The organism is Bifidobacterium ramosum (assembly GCF_009299505.1).
GTDB classification, from domain to species: Bacteria; Actinomycetota; Actinomycetes; order Actinomycetales; family Bifidobacteriaceae; genus Bifidobacterium; species Bifidobacterium ramosum.
The window spans coordinates 143,798-166,569 of sequence record NZ_WBSM01000007.1 but is presented as its reverse complement, the minus strand read 5'-3'; the positions used below and the strand labels follow the sequence as shown (position 1 = coordinate 166,569).

The following is a 22,772-nucleotide window of genomic DNA, read 5'->3' as shown; positions in this document are numbered from 1 at the left end:
ATGGCTGATACTTCCAATTCCGTACTGTTCGACGCGCCCGGCCCGAAGGGTCGGCGCACCATCCGCATCGCCAACTGGATCGCCGGCGTGATCTTCGCGTGTCTGCTCGTGCTGATCCTTATGCGGCTGCACAATCCGCCGCAGGGCGAGAACCAGCTGAGCTGGGAGCTGTGGAAGCCCGCGATCGAACGCGAGGCGTGGACCGACTTCTACCTGCCCGGCCTATGGGCCACGATCCGCGCGACGATCGTCGCCGTAGTCGGCGCGGTCGCGTTCGGTCTCGTGTTCGGCGTCGGCCGACTCCTGCCGAACATCGTGATCCGCTCGGTCTCCGCGGTGATCGTCGAGTTCTGCCGTGCGGTACCCGTGCTGCTGCTCATGATCTTCTTCTGGCGACTGTTCGCGTTCGCCGGCATGCCCAGCCCGTCATACTGGGCGGTCGTGCTTGCGCTCGTGCTGTACAACGGCTCGGTCGTGGCCGAGCTCGTGCGCTCCGGCGTCGGCAACCTGCCGAACGGCCAGCGCGAGGCGTCGCTGGCGCTGGGCCTGACCGAAACGCAGTCGCTCATGCAGATCGAGGTGCCGCAGGCCGTGTACGCGATGCTGCCGGCCGCCGTCACGCAGTTGGTCGTCGTCCTGAAGGACACCGCGCTCGGCTCGATCATCATGTACACCGATCTGCTGCAGGAGTCGCGCCGACTCGGCTCGATGTACTTCAACATCCTGCAGACGCTCGTCATGGCCGCGGTGATCTACTTCATCGCCTGCTGGCTGCTCTCGCGACTGGCCGAATGGCTGCCCGAACGCATGCAGCAGCGCACGGCCGCGCCGGCCGAACCCGAGCCGGTCGCGCCGATCGCCATCATGGATCCGTCGAACGTCAACCAGATCGCCGTCGCGAAGGAAGTCAAGGAACTGCCGTACGGCGGCACGCCGCGCAAGTACCACGTGCATCATCGCGGCACCAACGCGTCGATCCGCAACTGGCGACGCACCCGCTACGAGCAGGGTTACGACGAGACGCATCCCGAGTCGCAGGTCGACCCGCTGACCGGCGAGTTCCCGGCGGCCCGCAAGGCGGCCGAGGACGAGAAGGCCGCCAAGGCGAAGGCCGCGCGCGCCAAGCGCAAGGCAGAGGCCGAAGCCGCTGCCGACGGCGGTGCCGACCGTCACGGCGACAAGGCCGCGCACCACACCGACGCCATGCCCGAACACAACCCCGTGTTCAAGCACGGCAACGACGTGGGCAAGGGCCATCCGAACCTCGGCGGCAAGCCGAAGATCTGAGACCGAACACCGACGCGCTAATGTCGTGCGCATAAGGAGCCGGTTCCCTGATCGGGGGAGCCGGCTCCTTGCATATTTCGTATGCCTTGCCTACGCGTCGGCATGAGGAACGATGCCGTCTGCGATCACGAGTCGCCATGCGACATCAGGCGCGACACCAGGCGCAAGATCAGACATGAGATCAGGCGCAGTCGACGTCGAAGCTGACGTCGCGTACGTGCCGCAGACGGATGTTGGCCGCGCCGTTGGCATGCGGATCGATCGCGCCGGGCTGCGTCGGCGAGAACGTCAGCTCGCGGAACACGATGCCACGCACCGGATGATCGGCGTCGAACCCGCACACCTCGATGTCACGCCCCTTGCCGCGTCGGTCGCCGGTGGCCGGGAAGCGGTCCAGCAGGCGCACGCGCTCGAACCGCATACGCTCGAACACCGGCACCTGGCCCGAGTCCTCGCCGTCGTCGTTGTATGGCACGCCGTGCAGTTGGATGTGCGAGAACGTGCTGTCGGTTGCGACGACATCGCGCACGTATCCGCCGCGCTTGCGCGTCGCCTTGATCTCCAGGCCGAACGACGTGCGTGACATGTCGCAATCCCAGATGCGCACGTCGTCGATCCCGCCCGACATCTCCGAGCCGAGCGTGATGCCGAACCCGAACTCGGCCCGGCAGTCGAAGATGCGGATGCGCCGACTCGGCCGGCCGATCCGGTTGCCCTCCGGATTCTTGCCGGATTTGATCGCGATCGCGTCGTCGCCCGTCTCGAACACACAGCCGAAGATCGTGCAGTCCTCGCACGAGTCGGGATCCCAGCCGTCGCCGTTGAACACGCCCTTCGAACGGAACGTGCAGCCGTACGTGACGATGTGGTCGCTGTAGATCATGTGCACGTTCCAGCTGGCCGACTGGCCGAGCGTGAGCCCCGCGATCGTGACCCGGCTCGCGTTGCTCATGTTGATCAGCCGCGGTCGCACGCGGCCCGGCACCGTGTCGTCGCCGTCCGGGCGGCCCACCGCGGCCGGCGCGGTCGACTGTCCGGCGCGGATGCGTTGCTTCTCCCGGTCGATCACGCTGCGCATGAGTTCGCGGCCGCCGCTCAGGATCGCGCCTGCGCCGCGGATCGTCACGTCCGTGCAGTTGGCCGGGCCGTCGTGATCCAGTTCGCCGATGTTGATCAGGCTTGACAGGCAGTCCATTTCGATGCCTTCGAAGCGGCTGCGGATATACGGTTCGTAGTCGGCCGGATCCGTCGTGCCCTGCAGCGTCGCGCCCGCGGCGACGACGAGTTCGGTGTGCGAGTGCATGCGCAGCGCACCGGTGAGGAACGTGCCGGCCGGAATAAGGACCGCGGTGTCGGCGTCGCAATCGTCCAGCGCGCGTTGGATGGCCGTCGTGTTGAGCGTACGGCCGTCGCCGACCGCGCGGTACGGTGGCCGGGTGACGTCCAGCATGCGCTTGACGGCGGTCGTGCAGGCGTCCACGCCGCCCAGTTCCCGCAGTTCGCGGTCGTCATCCGCATCGACGAGATGCACGGTGACGTGATACGGATGCGATGGCTGCAGATCGCCGATCGTGCAGTGCGTCACCGTCGTCTGCTGTATCCGTTGTGTCTGATGCGTTTGCGGCGCGACGTCGTCGCTGACTGTCACCTGATAGCGGCGCCCGGACCGCGCGTCGTCCGGGCGATCCCACCATATCGTCAGCGTGTCGTGCGTCGCCGTGTAGTGCAACCCTGCGTCGTCAGTCATATCCGTTCCCCGTGTCCGATCCGGTTGTATCGCATGGTTACGGTATCCATGACGGGTGCGCCGGTGGCCGGCTGTTGCCACGTTTTGCCGTGCGTCCGTGACTGTCCGTGTGCCTGTGACTGTGCCGCGTGACTGTGCCGAGGCGGCCGCGCATGATGGATGACGCGCTCGGCAGGCGGCGTGACGGCCGTTCGCCCAGTGTTCAGATGCGGTACGGTTGGCGTTCGTTCGGATACGGTGTCGGATTCACTTGCGTTTTCTAGCGTGGAACCTGTCCATATCGATCGGCCGCGGCTCGCGATGAAGTGTGCGGGGGTGTCCGCCGACGCAGAAGAAGGGGTATTACGCATGGGGAACCATCACCGTATCGCGGCGTCGCGTCGTGCGATCGCGCTGCTGACCGCGGCGGCGACGCTGTCGGGTCTGGCGGCGGTCGTCGCGCCGGCCGCAGTGGCCGAGGCTCCGGCCGCCGGCGCGTCCGCCAAGCCGTCCGTCATCATCAACGAGGTCTTCGCGGGCAACACGAAGGAGCTCGGCGATCCGATCGCGCAGCGTGACGACTGGGTCGAACTCAAGAACACCGGTTCCGCGCCGGTCGACGTCAAGGGCTGGGGCATCTACGACGAGAAGCAGAAGAAGCACTACACGATCGGCGTCGACAAGGAGATCAACGACGACACTGTGGTGCAGCCCAACGGTTATCTCGTCGCCTATATCGACTACAACGGCGAACCCGGTCTCGGATCGGACGCCGACTCCGTCTACCTGACCTCGTCCGTCGGCGACAAATATGATGCCGCCGCCGAAGTCGACGCGACCACGTGGAAGCTCGCCGACAAGATGACCGACGCGCAGTCGTGGTCGCGTGCCGACGACGGCACGTTCAAGGTCAGCGACAAGCCGACGCCGGGCGCGGCCAACGAATTCCCGTCGCCGACCCCGACCCCCGAGCCGGGCGGGACGATGACCGTCGACGCATGGCCGGGACTCGATACCGTCTCCGCGATCGACGCCGACGGCGAATTCGGCGCGAAGGGCCAGTCCGGCGACCACACCGACGGCAACCTGTCGGGACTGGTGTATGAGTCCGGTCGCAACGGCTCCTCCGATACGCTCTGGGCCGCCGACAACGACCTCAACCCCACGCTCGGCAACACCGAGGACAAGGGGCCGGGATCGATCAACAAGTTCGTGCTCGACGCCGCGACCGGCACCTGGAAGCAGGACCCGACCGACGGATGGACGTTCGACGTGAACGGCCAGACCAAGGGCGGCAAGCAGCTGCACTTCAAGGACGGCAAGGGCGGCGTCGACTCCGAAGGCATCACGCTCATCCCGGGCGCCGACGGTTCGCTCGACTCGTCCAAGGGCGTGTTCATCGGCGCGGAACGCGACAACGAGAACAAGAACGTGCCGCGTCCGTCCATCCTGTCGTACGACGTGAACGCCGCAGCCAGCGACACGAACGGTGATGGCGCGCAGGATCTGACCGCCACGCACGAGTGGAACCTTGTCGCGCCGCTGGGCCAGTTCGGCGTCACGCTCGGCAAGGACGACGCCAACCTCGGCGTCGAAGGCCTCGCGTTCATCCCGGACGCCGTGCTCACCGCCAACCATTTCCAGGTCAACCTTGACCCGAGCAACGTGCACGCATATGATCCGGCCGGCACCGCCAACGACTACGGCGGCCTGTTCTTCGCGGCGCTCGAGAAGACCAACGCGATCTACGCGTTCGCGCTCGCCACGGTCGGCGGCAATGACGTGGCCTACCCGGTCGCGCAGATTCCGCTGCCCGCAGCCGCGGCCAACGCCGGATTCGACGGGCCGCGCGACCTGACCTGGGACGGCGAACACGGCCAGCTCCTCGCCGAAGGCGACAACGACAAGGGCACCGGCGCGAAGATCGCCACCTACACCTTCGACGGGAACGGCACGTTTGCACTCACCAAGCTCACCGCGACCCCGGCCGAGATCGCCGGGCAGAACTCCGAAGGCTTCGCGATCACGCCCGATGCGGCCGCTACCACCGTCAAGGGCGGAGCTGAAGGAAAGACGTACAAGCCGGTCTTCTGGGCCGACGACGGCGTGACCAACGGCCACTCGCTGCGCCAGGGCTGGATCGAGGCGACCAACCCGAACCCGCAGCCGGAACCGCAGGATTCCGCCAAGGTGACGCTGTTCGGCATCACCGACTTCCACGGCCACATCGAAAACGGCGGCTACCTCGCCACCGCGCTCAAGCAGACCAAGGCCGCCAACCCGAACACGCTGTTCGTCGGCGCGGGTGATCTGGTCGGCGCGTCCGCGTTCGAATCGTCCATCGCGAACGACGTGCCCGCCATGGACCAGCTCAAGGCGATGGGACTCGCCGTCTCCGCCACCGGCAACCACGAGTACGACAAGGGCGCCGCCGATCTGGCGAACCGCATCGTGCCCGGCATCGCGCCGGCCAAATACGTCGTCGCCAACGTGACCGGCGACGTGCTCAAGGGCAAGGTCCAGCCGTACGCGATCGAGGAATCCGGCGGCAAAAAGATCGCCTTCATCGGCGGCATCTTCGCCACGCTCGCCGACTCCGTCTCCCCGGCCGGCATGAAGGGCATCACCGTCACCGACCCGATCGCGGCGATCAACAAGTACGCCGACCAGCTGTCCGACGGCGACCCGTCCAACGGCGAGGCCGATGCGGTCGTCGCCCTCGTCCACGCCGACGCGAACGACCTGAAGAACCTCGACGCGAACGTCGACGCGGTGCTCGCCGGTCACACGCACCTGTACGAGACCGCGAAGACCAACGCGGGCGCGCCGATCATCGAGACCGCGAACTATGGCGTCGAATACTCCACCACCGACCTTGAGATCACCGGCAGCGGCAAGGACGCGAAGGTGACCGCCACCGCGGCCAAGCACGACGTGTTCACGCAGGACGCGGACGGCAAGGACATGCCGCTGTTCGAGGCCGATCCGGCCGTCAACCAGATCTACCTCGACGCGAAGGCCGCCGCCGACGCGAAGGGCAACGAGGTGCTCGGCACGCTGGCCGACGATGCCACGTTCAACCGCGGCGCCAGCAAGCCTGGCGACCTGACCACGGTCGGCAACAACCGCGGCGTCGAATCCACGCTTGGCATTCTCAACGGCAACGCCGCGAAATGGGCCGCCGAACAGTCCGGCCAGAAGGCCGACATCGGTGTGATCAACGCGGGCGGCATGCGCGCCGACCTCGACCCGAACGGCGACAAGCAGGTGACGCTCAAGGAAGCGCACGACGTGCTGCCGTTCGGCAACTCCAACGCCGTCGTCACCCTGACCGGCAAGCAGTTGAAGACGCTCATCGAGCAGCAGTGGCAACCGGCCGACGCGCAGCGACCGGTGCTCTGGCTCGGCTTCTCCGACAACGTCGACTACCAGTACGACACGTACGTCGCCACCGTCGACGGCAAGCAGGTGCCGCGCGGCGCCGTCCACGACCTGACCGTCAACGGCAAGGCCGTACGCGACGACGACACGTACCTGATCGCCGGCAACTCGTTCCTGCTCGCGGGCGGCGACAACTTCACCGTCTTCCAGCAGGGCTCCGGCTACGTCGACACCGGGTACATCGACTTCGACGGCTTCTCCGACTACCTCAAGGCGCATCCGAAGCTCGAATCCGCGAAGACCCGCCACAGTGCAGGTTTCTCGGCGGCTCGGCTGGCGGATGACGGCACGGTGACGTTCACCGTGAGCGGCCTCGCGTTCACCACCGACGAGCCGCGGCCGTGGGGCGTGCGACTGACTGCCAACGGCGTGGACTTCGGCGACCTGACCGGACTCGATTTCACCGGCGAGGAGCAGGGGCCGGGCGCCGGCTCGATCACCGTGACCAAGAAGCTGACCGATACGGAACGCGCCGCGTTCGTGGCCGCGGCGGAGAAGGCTCCCGCGGCGGCGAAGGATGCGGCTGCGGCCGACGGCGGGGCGCTCGCGATCGGCGACTCGACGGTGGAGACGCTGCTGACGAAGCCGGCGGAGAAGCCTCAGCCGGAGCCTGAGCCAACGCCGACTCCGGAGCCTCAGCCGACGCCGACTCCGGAACCGGAACAGCCGAGTGCGAATAAGCCGACACCGCAGCAACCGGGCCAGTCCCAGCAGCATGGTCAGACCGTGACCGCGAAGCCTTCCGGAAAGCCCGAGGCGGGTGCGCCGGCGGCCAAGGTGCGGAACCTGTCCGACACCGGCTCGTCCGTGGCATGGCTGGCGCTTGCCACCGCCGTTCTCGTGGCACTCGGCGGCATCGGGCTCGCCGCGCTCGGCGTGCGGCGTGACGATGGCATGACGGCGGCATAACGGCGTAGGAGACTGTCGGCGGACGATGGTTCGTCGGTGTCCGTTGATGTCCGTTGAGATGATGGCGGGGGTCGATCTCGAGAAGGGATCGGCCCCGTCGTCATTGCCATACTGTGCGGCTGGGGCGGTGGCAGTGCCGTCATTGAGTTACGGCCTGTCGCGCAGACCGGTAGCGGCCGTAACTCAACAATAGCGAGCGTCTGTTGTTGAGTTGCGGTCGGGAACGGCCTCCGAAACGGCCGTAACTCAACGTTGGGGACCGGATGTTGTTGAGTTGCGGTCGTCCGCGGTCTTAGGAAGGGTCGCGTCGCTATGACGGCGTCCCCGCAGTATGGATGGCATGCGCAATACGCATCGGAAAAGGAGCGTTCATCATGACGACGTCACGCGTAACGGCACTCGCCGCAGACCGGGGCCGATGGCCGTTCCGCCGGTCGGCGCTGCTCACGCCGAACGGCTCATCGCCTCCCGTTCGACGGGGTGGTCGCGTTCAACGACCAGCTGGCCATCGGTGCGCTGTTCGCGCTGCGCAACGCCGGTTTCGACGTGCCCGGCAGCGTGCAGGTGATCGGCTTCGACAACATCGAGGAGGCGCAGTACCTGCAGATCCCGCTCACCACCATGGATTCCTACCTCGACTGGACCGCGCCGATCGCGGTGGACCGCATCCTCGCCCGCATCGGCTCGAACGGGGCTTCGGTCGGCCCCGAACTGCTGACCTGCGAGTCCGCATGTCATCGCGCGTGCGACTATGCGGTAACGTTGGTTCGTTGCGGCGTCCCGCTACGCTGCGGCGTTCGCCGTCGCGGTGACGCGGTTCCGCTGCATCGCGCTGCGGTATTTCGGCCCGGCCGAGATCCGACGTTGGTCTGTGGTGGAATGATGGCGTGCGTCTGACCAGCTGGCATATGTAACGGTATATATTGGTTTTGTTGAAAATTGTGTGATTGTGCGACTTGCTTATTCGTATCAGCGTGATTATTGTATGTACCGATACAACGACGTTGGCGAGGGAGCGTGACGCGATGACGACGATGACGGAACCGGTGCCGTGGCAGGCGCGGATGATTGGCGGTCCGGATGGCACGGTGGTGGTCGATCCGGCCAAGGCGGGCGGCGAGATGCGACGTCCGCCGGTGATTCGCTGTGATTTCGCGGTGACCGGCACACCGGTCGCCGCACGGCTGCGCGTGACCGCATGGGGACTGTTTGAGGCGGAGCTCAACGGACGGCGTGTCGGCGGCGACGTATTGGCCCCCGGCTGGACCGTGTACGGTGAACGGCTGCCGTACTGGACCTACGACGTGACCGATCTGGTGCATGCGGGCGCGAACGTGCTGGGCTTCTGGCTCGGCGACGGCTGGTATCGCGGGCAGATCGGCTTCAACGGCGGGCAACGCGACTGTTACGGCAGCCGGCTCGGCGTGTGCGCGCAACTGGAACTGACGGATGCGGACGGCATGGTCACGGTCGTCGCCTCGAACGCCGACGACGGGCGGTGGCGGGCCGGCTATGGGCCGATCCTTGCCAGCGGACTGTACGAAGGCGAGACGTTCGATGCGCGCGAAGGCGTCGATCCATTCGCGTCGTCGGCATCGGCGGCATCGCCAGTCGCCGCGAGCGACCGTCACTGGCATCCGGTCGAACGGTTCGACTTCGACCGATCCATCCTGTATCCGGCCGACGAATCGACCGCCGTGCGTTGCATCGGCGAGCATCGGCCGGCATCCATCAGCCGACTGCCGGACGGTCGCTGGCTCGTCGACTTCGGCCAGAACTGCACGCAACGCGTCGTACTGACCATCCCCGCAACCGAACCCGGCCACGAGATCGACATCCGGCACGTCGAGGTGCTGAACCCCGACGGCACACCGGCCACGCGCCCGCTGCGCCGCGCCATCCAGCACGACCATTACATCAGTGACGGCAATCCGGTCGTCTGGGAGCCGCGGTTCACCATGCACGGCTTCCGCTACGCGGTCATCGGCGGCTGGCCGTCCGATCGCGCACTCACCGCCGCAGACCTGCACACGCGCGTCTACAGTTCCGCGCGGCATCGGCTCGGCTGGTTCTCCTGCTCCGATGCGCGCGTGAACCGACTCGCCGAGAACGCGCGCTGGTCGATGCTGTCGAACTTCGTCTCGATCCCCACCGACTGCCCGCAGCGCGACGAACGATTCGGCTGGACCGGCGACATCGCCGTGTTCGCCCCCACCGCCGCGTACCTGTACGACGTGAACGGGTTCCTCGACAGCTGGCTTGACGATGTCGCGATCGAGACGGAACGTTGGGGCACTGTGCCGTATTACGTGCCGTATCCGTTCCCGGGCTGGGGCAAGCCCGATGCGGTCGCGCTGTGGGGCGACGCGGTGACGATGGTGCCGTGGGCGATGTACATGGCGAGCGGCGACGTCTCGGTGCTGCGCCGGCATGCTCCGCTCGCCCGCCGTTGGATGGACGAGGTCGCGGGACTGCTCGCGGATGACGGTGTGTGGGACCGTAGGCCGGACGTGTGGTGCGGGCAGCTCGGCGACTGGCTCGACCCGACCGCGCCGCCCGACGACGCGGCCCGAGCCATGACCGACAAGGCGCTGGTCGCCACCGCATTCGCCGCGCATTCGGCCGATCTGGTGGCGCGGATGTTGGATGTGCTTGGGGACGCGGAGGCGCGGGAGCGGTATGCCGCGCTCGCCGCGCATATCCGTGCCGGATTCCGCGCCCGGTTCGTGCGGGCCGACGGCACGATGACCTCGGACACGCAATGCGCGTACGCGCTGCTTATCGCGCTCGATCTGCTTGACGGCGTGGATGGGCCTGTCGAGTACGAGCGGCTGCGTGCGGCGGCGGGGGAGCGGCTCGCCGCGCTCGTGCGCGAACGCGGGTTCGTGGTCGGTACCGGATTCGCCGGCACGCCGTTTGTGCTGCCGGCGTTGTGCGCGACCGGCCACGCGGACGAGGCGTTCTCGCTGTTCCTGTCCGACCGGTGCCCGTCGTGGCTGTATCAGGTGCGCATGGGCGCGACGACCACATGGGAACGCTGGGATTCGATGCTGGAGAACGGCGAGGTGAACCCCGGCGACATGACCTCGTTCAACCATTACGCGTTCGGCTCGGTGCTCGACTGGATGCATGCGGCGATCGGCGGACTGGAGCTGGCCGACACTGGGTGGCGGCGCGTGCGTGTGCAACCGCAGGTTGCCGCGGCGCTTGCGCACGGGATCACGTCCGGTTCGGCCGCACATGTCACGCCGCAGGGGACGATATCGGTCGCGTGGCGGGCGGACGACGATGGCACGGTGCGTCTGACCGTTGACGTGCCGCAGGGCGTCGCTGTCGAGCTCGGGCTCGCCGTGGTCGACGAGCGTGACGGACGGCGGCTGCCGGCCGGCGCGGTTGTCGCGCCGGGGGAGCATCGGTTGGTTATGGCCTGACATCTGGTTCCCGGGATTTTCGCCGGCGGATCCCGGGAACCGGCGCATGTTCGGTTTTCGACGGCGACATTGGAATATCAACGATCGCCATGTGCGGCATTGTCCGTATATGTGCGATTGCCGGTTCCCGGGATCATCACCATCAATCCCGGGAACCGGACGACAGCAAAAGGAGCATCCCATGAAGCAATGGCAACTGCACCGCAAGCCGTGGGCCGAACAGACCGCGCCGGCATGCCGCGTCATCATCGACAACGACTTCGCCGGCGACCCCGACGACCTGTACCAACTCGTCCACCATCTGCTCAGCGACACCGTCGACATCCGGTTCATCATCTGCTCGCACCTGCGCGCCGGCGACTTTATCGACCCGTCAGGCGACACCGTCGCCCACGCCGAAACGCGCGTGCGCACGCTGCTCGGCCACATGGGCTGCGACGTCGGCGACATCATCGTGCGTGGTTCGGAACAACCGCTGCAGCCCGCCGACTTGACCGGTCATTCCGCGCATCCGCAACCCAGCCAGGCCTGTGACGCGATCATCCGCGAGGCGATGCGCGATGACACGGACGTGCCGCTGTACTACGTTGCGGGCGGCGGCGTCACTGACCTGATCAGTGCCTATCTGACCGAACCGCGCATCGCCGACCGTATGCGCGTCGTCTGGATCGGCGGGCAGGAATATCCGGGCGTGCGCCCGCCGCTGAACCGAGTGTGCACCGAATACAACGCCGACATCGACCCGTTGGCCGCGCGCATGCTGCTGTGCGATACGCCGTTCGAACTGTGGCAGGTGCCGCGCAACGCATACCGGCAGTGCCTTGTGTCGATCGCGGAGCTGCGCGAACGGGTGCTGCCGTGCGGCGAGATCGGGTGGTTCCTGTACGACTCGATGAACACGATCCGCACGCATGACGATCGGTACGGCACCAGGGCGACCGGCGCGTACTGCCTCGGCGATTCGCCGCTGGTGAGCCTGACTGCGCTGCTTACGCCGTGGGAGGTCGCGCCGGCCTCGCACCACTGGCATACGGTCTCGGCGGTGCGTTTGGATGAGCACGACCGGCCGGTCGCGGTGGACGAATGGCCGGATGCGGGCGACGACGGGCATGCGGGCCCGGACGAACGTGCCGGCAGACGCGCGATCCATATCGTCGACCAGGTCGACACGCGCCTCCTGTTCGAGGACCTGTTCGCCCAGCTGCGTGCCTTCCACCGCTGGCAGGAGGCGTAGCCCGCCCGGCGGATGCGGGCGGTCGAGTAGACTGGGGAGCATTATGGCAGATAACGAACAGTATGGCTCCCTGGGGGCGTTGGCGCCGAGCTGGGGCGGCGGCGACGGCGGCGACCGCAACATCGATTCGGACGAGATCTACGAGCGGTTCTTCGGCTGGGTGCACGACGTCAAGCACATCGAACCGTGGCCGCATCAGGAGGAGGCCATCATGGACCTCCTCGCCGGCGACCACGTGATTCTGAACACGCCCACCGGTTCGGGCAAGTCGCTCGTCGCGCTCGGCATGCATTTCGCCGCGTTGTGCACCGGGCGGCGCTCCTATTACACCGCGCCGATCAAGGCGCTCGTCTCGGAGAAGTTCTTCGATCTGGTCGACGTGTTCGGCCGTGACAACGTGGGCATGATCACCGGCGACACGCATATCAACGCGGATGCGCCGATCATCTGCTGCACGGCGGAGATTTTGGCGAATCAGGCGTTGCGCGAGGGCCGGCATGCCGATGTCGGCTGCGTGGCGATGGACGAGTTCCATTATTACGGTGATCCTGAGCGCGGCTGGGCGTGGCAGGTGCCGCTGCTCACCTTGCCGAAGACGCAGTTCCTGCTCATGAGCGCAACGCTCGGCAACGTGGATGCGATCGCCGACAAGCTCGAGGACATGACCGACACGGACGTGGACATCATCGCCGACGCGCCGCGACCGGTGCCGCTCACCTATGAGTACACGCTCGACCCGCTCGAGAAGACCGTCGAACTCGCGTTCCGCGAAGGTTCCACGCCGATCTATGTCGTGCACTTCTCGCAGGATGCGGCGCTGGAGACCGCGCAGGCGCTCGCCTCGACCGGTGTCTCGAGTAAGGAGCAGCGTGCGGCCATCGCCGACGCGATCAAGGGCGTCAAGTTCACCACCGCGTTCGGCAAGATCCTGCAACGATTGCTGCGCACCGGCGTCGGCATCCATCATGCCGGCATGCTGCCGCGCTACCGGCGACTGGTCGAGCAGCTCGCCCAGCAGGGACTCTTGCCGGTCATCTGCGGTACCGACACGCTCGGCGTCGGCATCAACGTGCCGATCCATTCGGTCGTCTTGACGGCGCTCACCAAGTTCGATGGCACGCATATGCGCAAGCTGCGCGCCCGTGAGTTCCATCAGATCGCCGGCCGTGCGGGCCGTATGGGCTTCGACACGGAAGGTCTCGTGATCGCCGAGGCGCCCGAGTTCGAGATCGAGAACGCGAAGGCCGTGGCCAAGGCCGGCAACGATCCGAAGAAACTCAAGAAGGTCAAGCGCAAGAAGGCTCCCGAAGGGTTCGTTACGTGGAATCAGGCCACGTTCGACAAGCTCATCGATGCGGCCCCCGAAACGCTGGTGCCGCACATGAAGATCACGCATTCGATGGTGCTCAACGAGGTCGCGCAGGGCGGCGACGCGCGCTACCGCGTCGACCGGCTCATCGACGACTCCGCGCAAAGCTCCGACCAGAAGGAGAAGCTGCACCAGCGCGCCGACGAGATCTTCCAGACTTTGTTCGACACGAAGGTCATTGAAACCGAGGACCGTGACGACGGCGGCAAGAACTACTACCTCGACGTGGACGTGCCCGACGACTTCGCGCTCGACCAGCCGCTGTCGCCGTTCCTGCTCGCGGCCTTGGAGCTGCTCGACCCCGAATCCGACACGTACGCGCTCGATGTGATCTCGATGGTCGAGGCCACGCTTGAGGATCCCAAGCAGGTGCTCAAGGCGCAGGAGCGGCAGGCGCGCGACAAGGCGCTCGTCGAGATGAAGGAGGATGGGCTCGACTACGACGAGCGTATGGACAAGCTGCAGGAGATCACGTATCCCAAGCCCTTGGAGGACATGCTGCAGGCCGCGTTCGACCAGTATCGCGCCGACGTGCCGTGGGCGAACGACTACTGGCTCTCGCCGAAGTCGGTCGTACGCGACATGGTCGAGACCGCGTCCGACTTCACGGGGTATATCGCCCGATACAACATCGCGCGCTCCGAAGGCACGCTGCTGCGGTATCTCTCGGATGCGTACCGCGCGTTGGCGCGCACCGTGCCGGTCGAGAAGCGCGACGAACAGCTGGATGACATCATCTCGTGGCTGCGCGTGGTCGTCCGTTCGATCGACTCCAGTCTCGTGGACGAATGGGAACATGCGGGCGACGAGTCCGATGCGGCCGCCGAGGCCGCGGCGAATTTGGCTGCGCCGGGTGGGGCGCGCGAGGCCGTGGTCGAGGACCGTCGCGGCCTGATCGTGCTCATCCGCAACGCGATGTTCCGCCGCGTGCAGCTCATGGATCTCGACAAGCCCGAGGAGCTGGGTGCGCTCGACAAGGACTGGGGCTACGGCGTGCACGAATGGGAGGACGTGCTCGACGATTACTACGACGAGCACGAATACGTCGGCATCGATGCGGCCGCCCGTTCCGGCAAGCTGTTCATTCTCGACGACTCGCTCGAGCAGAAGGAACACGCGTGGAAGGTGCGTCAGATCATCGACGACTCCGATGGCGACCATGACTGGGCCATCACCGGCACCGTCGATCTCGACACCACGCAGGAGACCGGTGAGGTCGTGTTCTTCGACTATCACGTCGGCGCTGCCTGACGCCGGATGACCGACGTGGTAGGGGTGGTCGGATGTGAGGGAGACGCGTGGCGGTTTTGTCTCGCTGAGGACCTCCTCAGCGAGACAAAACCGCCACGCTGCGGTCCGGCTGGCCCGTGCGTGGCGGAAATCGCCCGCTGAGCGACCGCTCAGCGGGCGATTTCCGCCACGCGGATCACTAGAGTATCGAACAGATGTTCGACGGGTTGGGGTATGATGGGATGCCATGAGCGATAACGACCTGTTCGACGCGACGGATGCGCCTGACGACATGACGCGACCGCTGGCGGTGCGCATGCGGCCGAACACCTTGGACGAGGTAGTCGGCCAGTCGCGCGTGTTGGGGGAGGGCTCGCCGCTGCGGCGGCTCGCCAACCCCGCGTCGAAGGGATCGCTCGCCGCGCCGAGCTCGATCATCCTGTTCGGACCTCCCGGCGTGGGCAAGACCACGCTGGCATACATCGTGGCCCAACAGTCCGGCCGCGTGTTCGAGGAGCTGTCGGCTGTCACCTCCGGCGTCAAGGAGGTGCGCGACGTGCTTGCCCGCGCCCGTCAGCGGCTTGTCTCGCAAGGCAAGGAAACCGTGCTGTTCATCGACGAGGTGCATCGCTTCTCCAAATCCCAGCAGGACGCGCTGCTGCCCAGCGTCGAAAACCGCGACGTGACCTTCATCGCCGCCACCACCGAAAACCCGAGCTTCTCGGTCATCAAACCGCTGCTCAGCCGGTCGGTCGTCGTCAAGCTCGAATCGCTCGAACCTGACGACCTGCGCACGCTCATCACCCGGGCCGTCGAGGACCGGCGCGGGCTCAAAGGCGAGGTGAGGATCACCGACGACGCCGTGGACGAGATCATCCGCATGGCCGGCGGCGACGGCCGCAAGACGCTCACCATCCTCGAAGCGGCGGCCGGTGCGGCCACTGGCGATCAGGCGCGAAAAAAAGGCGCCCGCAAGCCGATCATCACGCCCGACATCGTCAGCAAGGTCATGGACGTGGCCACCGTGCGCTACGACAAGGACGGCGACGACCACTACGACGTCATCTCCGCGTTCATCAAATCCATGCGCGGATCCGACCCGGACGCGGCCATCCACTATCTCGCGCGCATGCTGCGGGCGGGGGAGGATCCGCGCTTCATCGCGCGGCGCATCATGATCGCGGCCGCTGAAGAGGTCGGCATGGCCGCGCCGCAGATCCTGCAGGTCACCGTCGCCGCCGCGCAGGCCGTCGCGATGATCGGCATGCCCGAGGCGCGCATCATTCTGGCGGAGGCGACCATCGCCGTCGCCACCGCGCCGAAATCCAACGCCAGCTACAACGCCATCAACGCGGCGCTCGCCGACGTGGACGCCGGGCTCATCGGTCAGGTGCCGCTCTACCTGCGCAACGCGCCCACCAAACTCATGAAGGAGTGGGGCAACCACGAAGGCTACAAGTATGCGCACGACTGGCCGGGCGCGGTCGCCCCGCAGGAATACCTACCCGAGGAACTGCGCGGCCGGGAATACTATCATCCCAACGACCGCGGCTATGAACACGAGGTGAGTGCGCGGCTGGACCGCATCCGCCGCATCCTGCACGACGGAGAGTAGTCGCCGGGGGCGGGTCTGTCCGGTGGTCGCCTGGCGGTGCCACGGCGGATGACCGGACGCACGATGGCCACCTGTCTGCGCGCCCGTACGGCGTGACGCATGCGCGTCGTGGTATACGGTTCGCGCCGCGCTTACGCCGATTCTGTCGCGGCTACGTCCAAGTGAACCGGTCGGTGCCAGCGCCTAGTTCGAAATGCAGCTTGGCGATGCCCAGACCGATCTCCGCCTGCACGCCGTCCAACGCCTCGGCCCGCACCGTACGGCTGTCATCGCACAGCGTGAACCGGAACGGCTGCTTGCCCAACGCGCTCGGCGCCAGCTGCACCGCCTCCAGACCGCGTATGAACCACTCCGGCGCATCGGCCAGACCGTCGCCGTTACTGCCGTCGTCGGTGCCGTGACCATCACCGGTCGTGTGCTCTACCGCGCCCAGCTCCTCGACCGGCTTGCTGCGATGCGGCCGCCCTGGGCGCGCGCCATACCCCAGCGCGATCGCCGCAGGCATGCGTTCGCCGTCGCCGATCGTCCACCGGCCGTCATGCTCCGCCGTCTCGTGCAGCACCACCCAACTGGTGTCCAGTCCGAGCCGTACCGCCTCCAACGCCAGCCGTTCGCCGTAATAGCCGACTCGTTCGTCCAGATCGTCCCCGTCGTCCCGTCCGATCAACGCCAGACAATACCGCACGTTCTTGAACCGACCGTAATGCGTCGGACATCCGCCGAATGCATCCGCATCGTCGTGCACGAGCTGCACGTCGAGACGGCCCGCCGTGTTCACCTGCGCCACGGTCCCGCGCAGCGCTGCCAACGTCGTCTCGTCGATCGGCTGATCGGTATAGTCGCGCACCGCATGCCGTGCCCGCATGGCTTCGATGATGTCCATGTATCCTCCCTGTATTCCGGCGTTTCCGCGGGGCCGCCGCATGCCGCGCGCCGCACCCCGCCGTCGTGTGCTGCCGTTCATCTTAGCGCCCGGGCATGCACAGGGACATACGCGAGGACACATGAGAACATACAACGCACGACGAGACCGACGCATACTGATTTTCTGTATCGCCCGTTGCCATGTCCGCGGTCGTGGGGTATGTGTTGGTGAGACAAACGGACGGAAGGGACATATATGGCATGGCGTCATGCGAACGGTCCGGCGGCCGGCGATCTCCAGGCACGCGGTCGTCGCGATCGCAGCGTACGACGATGGGTCGCGGCGGCCGTCGTGATCGCACTGCTCGCGGTCGTCGCGGTCGCGGGAACCGTCGCGATGCGACGACTCGGCACCTCGTGGCGTACGCTCGGCTCGTCGATCGCATCGATTGCCGCCGGTACCGGCACCGCAGCGACGAACGGCGACGGCGATGCGGACAACGGCAATGTCATGTCGCAGGACGAAGCCGACCGTCGGTATCCGAAAGCCGTCAGCCCGGTCGACTTCAACGACAACGGCACCGACGACTACGCGGATATCGTCGCCGGCGCGCGGGCCGACGCCGTCGCACGGCCGACCTATGACGACGGGTATTATCAGGGCGGCTATCCGCCCGACGACCGCGGCGCCTGCACCGACCTCGTCTGGCGCGCGTTCCGCACCGCCGGCTACGACCTCAAGGCCATGGTCGACGCGGACATCGCCGCCGATCCGGCGAGTTACGCGGCGGTTGCGCCGAACCCCGATCCGAACATCGACTTCCGCCGCACCGGCGTGCTCGACGTGTTCTTCGCGAAATACGGTCAGACGCTCACCACGGACACCGCCGACCGCGACCAATGGCAGGGCGGCGACATCGTCGTGTTCGAACACACCCGGCACATCGGCGTGGTGTCCGACAAACGCGACCGCGACGGCTATCCGTACATTCTGCACAACATGGCGCAACGGCAGCGCGAGAACGATTATCTGACGTTCGCTCGGCACATGACCGTCACCGGACACTACCGGTTCGACGCGTCGAAGGTGCCGCAGAACGTGCTCAAACATTGGCGGTAGGCGTCGCGCCCGGCATGGCGGTGAGATTACTCACAGCCGAACATGCGGCGGACGGGCGGCGATTGGCGTACGCTAGAAGAGATTGATATCGCAGACATTTCGTGAAAGGATACGAATATGGCAACGCTCACCGCTGAGATGAAGACCTTCATCGAGAACAATCTTGGCTGGATCTCCACCGTCTCCAAGGACGGTCAGCTCGACCTCGGCCCGAAGATGAGCCTGTTCGTGCTCGACGACAACCACATCGCCTACCACGAGCGCACCGCCGGCCAGGCCTACGAGAACCTCAAGAACGGCTCCCCGCTGGTCATCGCGTTCGCGAACCTCGCCGAGAAGAAGGGCTACCGCTTCCGCGGCACCGTCACCCTGCACTCCGACGACGCGATCTATGAGGCGCAGGTCAAGGTCGCCGAGGAGAAGGGCACCAAGAAGCCGGCCGTCATCCCGGTGCTCGAGATCACCGAGATCCAGGATCTCGCCTCCGGCGCGAACGCCGGCAAGACCATCGCCAAGGACTGACGTTTCGTACGGACCGAAAGAAGCGCCGCTTTCCTTACGGGATCGTCCCTACGTATGGGATTTTCCTTTCGGAAGACGGCGCTTTTTCTGTAGTGTTTCTGTAGTGTTTCCGTATTTTTTGGATGACTGCCATTGACGTCTCGTCGTCGAGCCGGTCGGTCAGTCGATCGCCGGTATGCCGGCCTCGTGAAACGCCGCGCGATAGACGGCGACGAGATCGGGCAGACGCATGGATGCATTCGCCGGACTGGTGGACGGCAGTGGGATCATGGGAACGGCGATGCCGGCCGCGTCGAGCTGTGGTGCGATGAGCTTGCGATACAGCTGTGCGGCCTTGGCTCCGGTGGTGAGCACGCGCGTGACGTGCGAGTCGCGCAGGATCGGCGTGAGATCGTTCGGGACGGCGTTGCGTATGGAGGAGTCGGACGCGCCGACGATGTCGCACGAGGCGATCACGTCCCACAGGGCGATATGATGACGCAACGCGAACGCCCGTCGGGAATCGGGGGAATCGCCGGGCACGTCGCGCGGATCCGCGGGATCGGCGAACAGCGCGGCCATGACCGGCCAGAACCGGTTCTGCCGATGCATGTAGTAGAATCCGGCCGCGCGGGATTTCGGACTCGGCATCGATCCGAGCACCAGCACCCGCGAATCGGCATCCCATACCGGTCCGAATCCGTGTTCGACATGTTCGCTCATGCCGTCCATCGTAGTCGTGTGCGGTCGCGGCGAATCGGCTGCTGGTTGGTGAGATTACTGGAGAGATTGGCGCGGCTGGGCGCGATCGGGCAGTCAGTGTTTCCGGTCGACGAATCGCACCTCGTCGGACCAGAACTGCGGATACCGCTGCTGGAACAGCTGGCGGCACGCGCTTTCGGCCGTATACGGGCTGCCGGAGCGCGACTCGACCTTATGGCCGTACGCGTCACGCAACACGCCCAGTCCGTCCTGCCATGAATACACGAGATAAGCAGCCATAGCGCATCCCCTCCGCCCATATTGTAGGCTGCGTCACGTAACGGGAATCTTGCCGGCAGAAGAACATCCTGTTGTTTCTTTTGAGCGTCCTGCCGTTCTTTCCAAGCGTCCCGTTGCTTCTCCCAACCTCAACATCCCGCCGCTCCGCTTGGCATATTCTGGCCCCTTGGTTTTCCGTCCCATCTCTCCTAACGGACATACAGCCGATTCGGCAGGATAAAACGGCTGTATGTCCGTTAAGGAAAACAACTGGTGATGGTTCTCCTGCTCCGCCACTCCCAACGGACATACAGCCGATCTCACAGGGTAAAACGGCTGTATGTCCGTTAAGGAAAACGGCTGGTGATAGTTCTCTTGCTCCATCACCCTAACGGACATACAGCCGATTCGGGACCGTTATCGGCTGTATGTCCGTTGAAGTGGCGGGCGCTAAATCAGCGAATGCGGTAGTGATGACCGTGCTGGGTGATGAAGAACCCGAGCCGACGCAGCTTACGTGTCAGCGAATACATCGTGGTGTCCATCACGCTGCGCCGGTCGGCGAATCCGGCGCCGTCACCGAACACCAGCCGGGACAGTTCGTCGAAGCTCAGGAACTCGCCATCGGCGCGGATCAACGCCTCCAACGCCGAATACTCGCGTGGCGACAACGCGATCGGATGGTCCGTGCCGCGGTAGTAGGCGCGCTGCCGATGCGTGTCGAGCGTCAGATCGCCGTGGATGAGCAACGTTGGCACATCGTCGTGTGTGGGGTCGTCGTTCTGCAGCAGTGCCATGTACGACAGCAGTTCGGCGTCGCCGAATGGTTTGACGATCGTGACGTCCGGCGAGAATCGGGATGCGAGTGCGTTGCGGACGTCGTCGTTCGACGCCATCGACGGGGTGACCAGCAGAGCGATACGGGGACGGCGGTCATGCCGTTGCGTCGGCGTGCGCGATGGAGATGCGTTCGATGGCGCGATCGTTGCAGACGATATGGCCGTTGCTGTCGATGCGTCGTCCAGCGCCGTCGTCAGCCGATCCAGCAGTGGTGCGGGCGTCAGATCGTCGACGAGGACGGCGTCGAACGGCCCGTTGACGTGATCGGCGATCGCACGGTCGAATTCGTCGACGGTCGTCGCGGCAAACGCCGTATGACCCGCGGATTCGAGCGTGCGCGACACGGCCGATGCCAACGCCGCGCTGCCGGTCACGAACAGTATCTCCATTGTCACCTCCCGTCGTTGCCTACCCAGCACTATAGTCCCACGGCGCAACGGTGACGGTGTGACGGTGCAGGCGTGCCGATGTGACGGTGCCGGATCCATGCACAGTTATCGATCGGTCATAACTCTCAACGGACATACAGCCGATATAGCCCACTGAATCGGCTGTATGTCTGTTGGGGGAAAGACGGTCGACTGGCTAGGAAGGTATCAAGTGCCTTGACGTGACTCATTCCATCCCCATAACGGACATACAGTCGATCTGGTGGGCTATATCGGCTGTATGCCCGCTGAGGAGATAGGGGTTATTCGTTGATGGAAGGATGGTTCCCGAATTTCTCGCGCTAAGGGATGGTCAGCGCAAGAAATTCGGGAAAATGGGGTGTTTTCCCGAAAAACCTGCACTAGGACACGCTGAGCGCAAGAAATTCGGGAGAAGTGGGCTGATCCCGAAATAGTTGCGCTTAGTGTCGCTCAACGCAATTTTTTCGGGACGATGCGGCCGTTTCCCCGAATTTCTTGCGCTATGGGTATGGCATGGCCGGTTAAGCGTGTGCATCCTTGGGTTTCCCACGCTGGGCAACGGACATACAGACGATAACGGGTCCGAATCGGCTGTATGTCCGTTGGGGGGGGGCGGTCGACTGGCTAGGAAGGTATCAAGTGCCTTGACGTGACGCGTTCCATCCCTATAACGGACATACGGCCGATATACCCCGCAGAATCGGCTGTATGTCCGTTGAGGGGGGGGCGAGAGTGATATAGGCGCGAAATAAGTCGATGGGGTGGGGTCGTCGTACCGCCGGCGAACGGTCGCATCTCCAGCGGGCATACAGCCGATTCCACCGGTCACATCGGCTGTATGTCCGTCGGCGGTTGGGGGAGACCTTAGGAGGGACGGGCCGACCGATATGATGGGTGGGACACGGCCGGACGACGGAAGGCATGGAACATGATCGACGAAGTGGTGATGCTGCGGCACGGACGCACTTCCTATAATCTCGCGGGGCGGCTGCAGGGGCAGATCGATGTGCCGCTCGACATCGTCGGCCAATGGCAGGCCGACATGGCCGGCCTCGAACTCGCCCAACGCTACTACTGGGCGAAGGTCGGCGACGTCGCCCGCCATCCCGAGCGCCTCGCCCAACCCGGTCCCGACGCCGTCAAACGCAGCGACATCGAGGAATACCGCAACGCGTCGGCCGCCGAACGCCGCATGGTCGTCATCTCGTCCGACCTGTTCCGTGCCCAGCAGACCGCGCACGCCTTCGCCGACCCGCTCGGCCTGCCGGTCGAAACCGATCCGCGACTGCGCGAACGCAGCTTCGGCCAGTGGGAGGGCAAGACCCGCGAGGAGATCCGTGCGATCGACGAGGATGCCTATGCGTCGTGGCGGCGGCATGAGGGCGGCGAACTCGCGTACGGCGTCGAAAGCCGTGAAGCGGCCGGTCGCCGTGGTGCCGAGGCGATGCGCGCGATCCTCGCCGACCCGCGCTACGCCGCCGCGCCGACCACGCTCATGATCGTCGGCCACGGCTCATGGATCGCCGCCACCATCGAAACGCTGGTCGGCATGCAGGTCAACTCGCTCGACAACCTCGGCCGCATCCGCAACGCGTTCTGGAGCCGGCTGAGCGTGCTGTACGACATGAACGGCGTGACGCTGGACCGTCCGGTCTGGCAGATCGACGCGTTCAACGAGTCCGCGTCCATCGCACGCCACGTCGATTGGGAGCACGGTCCCGCGTACCTGCGTTGACGGCCGCGCACTCGGCACCCGGCCTGTCGCACCGTAGGGACTATTCTTGTCTCGGTTCGATCGGTGCGCCCGGCAACGG

The 22,772-nt window shown here is 65.6% G+C and carries 13 protein-coding genes and 2 pseudogenes; 10 read left to right on the top strand and 5 right to left on the bottom strand.

Annotation, left to right across the window (positions count from 1 at the left end; all coding sequences use genetic code 11):
* A pseudogene (locus tag DSM100688_RS07635) lies at nucleotides 1-1,098 on the top strand (amino acid ABC transporter permease); the annotation flags it as partial.
* Between the two features lie 370 nt (nucleotides 1,099-1,468).
* Here DSM100688_RS07635 and DSM100688_RS07630 read toward each other — a convergent pair.
* Entirely contained in the window at nucleotides 1,469-3,034 is a 1,566-nt protein-coding gene (locus DSM100688_RS07630; protein WP_152358500.1) for a glycosyl hydrolase family 28 protein, read from the bottom strand.
* Between the two features lie 348 nt (nucleotides 3,035-3,382).
* On the opposite strand from DSM100688_RS07630, the gene DSM100688_RS07625 reads away from it, so the two are divergent.
* The 6 genes and pseudogenes from DSM100688_RS07625 (at nucleotide 3,383) to DSM100688_RS07600 (ending at nucleotide 16,242) form a co-directional block, all read left to right on the top strand.
* Complete coding sequence (locus DSM100688_RS07625; protein ID WP_163146914.1) at nucleotides 3,383-7,363, top strand: 5'-nucleotidase C-terminal domain-containing protein; 3,981 nt, start codon at nucleotides 3,383-3,385, stop codon at nucleotides 7,361-7,363.
* Nucleotides 7,364-7,828: 465 nt separating this feature from the next.
* A pseudogene (locus DSM100688_RS07620) lies at nucleotides 7,829-8,123 on the top strand (substrate-binding domain-containing protein); the annotation flags it as partial.
* A gap of 265 nt (nucleotides 8,124-8,388) precedes the next feature.
* Nucleotides 8,389-10,794: an alpha-L-rhamnosidase gene (locus tag DSM100688_RS07615; protein WP_152358497.1), complete on the top strand. Its 2,406-nt coding sequence runs from the start codon at nucleotides 8,389-8,391 to the stop codon at nucleotides 10,792-10,794.
* Nucleotides 10,795-10,975: 181 nt separating this feature from the next.
* Nucleotides 10,976-12,028, top strand: coding sequence for a nucleoside hydrolase (locus tag DSM100688_RS07610; protein WP_152358496.1), 1,053 nt, complete (start codon nucleotides 10,976-10,978; stop codon nucleotides 12,026-12,028).
* A gap of 43 nt (nucleotides 12,029-12,071) precedes the next feature.
* On the top strand, nucleotides 12,072-14,648 hold the full coding sequence (locus DSM100688_RS07605; RefSeq protein WP_152358495.1) for a DEAD/DEAH box helicase: 2,577 nt from the start codon (nucleotides 12,072-12,074) through the stop codon (nucleotides 14,646-14,648).
* Nucleotides 14,649-14,874: 226 nt separating this feature from the next.
* Nucleotides 14,875-16,242 (top strand): replication-associated recombination protein A, encoded by a 1,368-nt coding sequence (locus DSM100688_RS07600; protein WP_152358494.1) that lies wholly within the window; start codon nucleotides 14,875-14,877, stop codon nucleotides 16,240-16,242.
* A gap of 151 nt (nucleotides 16,243-16,393) precedes the next feature.
* Here DSM100688_RS07600 and DSM100688_RS07595 read toward each other — a convergent pair whose 3' ends face one another.
* A complete protein-coding gene (locus tag DSM100688_RS07595) occupies nucleotides 16,394-17,125 on the bottom strand; it encodes a nitroreductase family protein (protein WP_152358493.1) in 732 nt (243 codons plus the stop codon).
* A 237-nt stretch (nucleotides 17,126-17,362) separates the two neighbouring features.
* Here DSM100688_RS07595 and DSM100688_RS07590 point away from each other — a divergent pair, with 237 nt between their 5' ends.
* Both DSM100688_RS07590 and DSM100688_RS07585 read left to right on the top strand, forming a co-directional pair.
* The gene (locus DSM100688_RS07590) at nucleotides 17,363-18,226 is read left to right on the top strand and encodes a DUF1287 domain-containing protein (protein WP_170286282.1); all 864 of its coding nucleotides are present in this window, start codon (nucleotides 17,363-17,365) and stop codon (nucleotides 18,224-18,226) included.
* A 117-nt stretch (nucleotides 18,227-18,343) separates the two neighbouring features.
* Nucleotides 18,344-18,748, top strand: a complete 405-nt coding sequence (locus DSM100688_RS07585; protein ID WP_152358492.1) for a pyridoxamine 5'-phosphate oxidase family protein — start codon at nucleotides 18,344-18,346, stop codon at nucleotides 18,746-18,748.
* Nucleotides 18,749-18,907: 159 nt separating this feature from the next.
* Here DSM100688_RS07585 and DSM100688_RS07580 read toward each other — a convergent pair whose 3' ends face one another.
* From DSM100688_RS07580 to DSM100688_RS07570, 3 genes are all read right to left on the bottom strand, one after another.
* A complete protein-coding gene (locus DSM100688_RS07580) occupies nucleotides 18,908-19,450 on the bottom strand; it encodes a DNA-deoxyinosine glycosylase (protein WP_152358491.1) in 543 nt (180 codons plus the stop codon).
* A 93-nt stretch (nucleotides 19,451-19,543) separates the two neighbouring features.
* Complete coding sequence (locus DSM100688_RS07575; protein WP_152358490.1) at nucleotides 19,544-19,729, bottom strand: hypothetical protein; 186 nt, start codon at nucleotides 19,727-19,729, stop codon at nucleotides 19,544-19,546.
* A gap of 434 nt (nucleotides 19,730-20,163) precedes the next feature.
* Nucleotides 20,164-20,937: a winged helix-turn-helix transcriptional regulator gene (locus DSM100688_RS07570; RefSeq protein WP_152358489.1), complete on the bottom strand. Its 774-nt coding sequence runs from the start codon at nucleotides 20,935-20,937 to the stop codon at nucleotides 20,164-20,166.
* Between the two features lie 949 nt (nucleotides 20,938-21,886).
* On the opposite strand from DSM100688_RS07570, the gene DSM100688_RS07565 reads away from it, so the two are divergent.
* On the top strand, nucleotides 21,887-22,693 hold the full coding sequence (locus DSM100688_RS07565; protein WP_152358488.1) for a histidine phosphatase family protein: 807 nt from the start codon (nucleotides 21,887-21,889) through the stop codon (nucleotides 22,691-22,693).
* The last annotated feature ends 79 nt before the right edge of the window (nucleotides 22,694-22,772 follow it).